Below are 1,565 nucleotides of genomic sequence, written 5' to 3'. Positions count from 1 at the left end.
GCGTGAAGACATGGCGCAGCATCGGCGCACGCAGGGCCGCCGCACCGGAGAACGGCCCGATCAAGGGCACGCCCAGTTCGCGGGTCACCGCAGCGGCCTCCAGGCAGGCGCGCTCGCCCAGACAGTTCACGACCGCAACGGCGCCCTGTTCGCGCACCAGCTTGCCGAGGTTCGCCGCGAGGCGTCGGCGGTCTCCGCCATCGTCGAGCGTCAACAGATCCAGCCTGCGGCCGTGGATGCCCCCGGTCGCGTTGACCCGGTCGACCAGCGCCTTGGCCCCGGCCTGCACCCGGTTGGCAACCGGAAAGCCAGGCCCCGTCAGCGGCAGCGACTGGCCAATGACGATGGCCGATGCCGCCTGCGCGGCCTCCACCGTGAGGGCAGCGACGGCCCACAGCAACAGCAGGCTCAGCAGGCGGAAACAGCGCATCCGCATGGCGTGCACTTCAGGCCACCGCACAAGCGGGCAGCGCCGCCACGGCGCGAGCAGCCGGACGCAACAGGAAGTGCGCCAGGGCCGGCAGCAGCACCAGGGCACCCACCATGTTCCAGACGAACATGAACGCCAGCAGGATGCCCATGTCGGCCTGGAACTTGATGGGCGACAGCGCCCAGGTGCCCACCGCCAGGGCCAGCGTGACGCCGGTCAGCATCACCACGCGCCCGGTGAAGCGCAACGCGTGCAGGTAGGCCGACGAAAGCGTCTCGCCTGCGCGCAGCCGCGCCAGCATCACGCTGAGCACGTACAGCGCATAGTCCACGCCAATGCCCACGCCCAGCGCGATCACCGGCAGCGTGGCCACCTTCACGCCTATGCCGAGGCCGACCATCAGCGCCTCGCACAGGATGGAGGTGAGCACCAGCGGCAGCACCGCCACCACCACCGCCCGCCACGAGCGGAAGGTCACCCAGCACAGCAGCACCACCGCGCCGTAGACCCACCACAGCATCTCGCGCATGGCCTGCTTGACGACGATGTTGGTGGCCGCCGCAATGCCCGCCGGGCCCGCGGCCAGCATAAAGCGTTCAGGTGGCGCCCCTTGCCCCGCGAATACGCGGGGCGATCCCCCGAGGGGATCGGGCCTTGCTTGGGGCGGCCCGGCGCGGCGGCCCGCCTCCGCGGCGTCGTTCGCGATGAAGTGTTCGACTTCTTCGACCACGCTGCTCAGCGTCTCGGCCTTGTGATCCTTCAGGTAGACGTACAGCGACAGGAACGAGCAGGCCTGGTTGAACAGCTCGCGCGGCGCGCGGGTCTGCACGCCGCCCAGCGCGCTGTCGTTGGGAATCAGCTCGAACCACTTCAGCTGCCCTTCGTTGTAGCCCACCATCGCGAGCTTGGACAGCGCGGCCATCGAGTTGGTGGACTCGACCCCGGGCAGCTGTTCCAGCCGCCAGGCGAGCCGGTCCACCTGGGCCAGCGTGCCGTAGCGGGTGCACTGGTCCTCGGGCGTCGAGACCATGACCACCAGGATGTCGCTGGAGGCGGCGTAGTGGCTGGTGACGTAGTCGTTGTCGCGGTTGTAGCGCGAGTCGGCCCGCAGCTCGGGTGCGCCTGGGTCCAGGTC

At 69.8% G+C, this 1,565-nt stretch carries 2 protein-coding genes; both read right to left on the bottom strand.

Annotated elements, in window-relative coordinates:
- A partial coding sequence (locus FKP22_RS29885) for an ABC transporter substrate-binding protein (protein ID WP_170201172.1) occupies positions 1-400 on the bottom strand: 400 nt, incomplete at its 3' end.
- 46 nt (positions 401-446) lie between these two features.
- Positions 447-1,565 (bottom strand): efflux RND transporter permease subunit (locus FKP22_RS29880; protein ID WP_141291850.1); only part of this gene is annotated, 1,119 nt, incomplete at its 5' end.

This window comes from Ideonella azotifigens, from assembly GCF_006519715.1.
Lineage (GTDB): Bacteria > Pseudomonadota > Gammaproteobacteria > Burkholderiales > Burkholderiaceae_C > Ideonella > Ideonella azotifigens.
The sequence above is the reverse complement of the archived record's forward strand: the minus strand, read 5'-3'. Positions and strand labels throughout refer to the sequence as shown.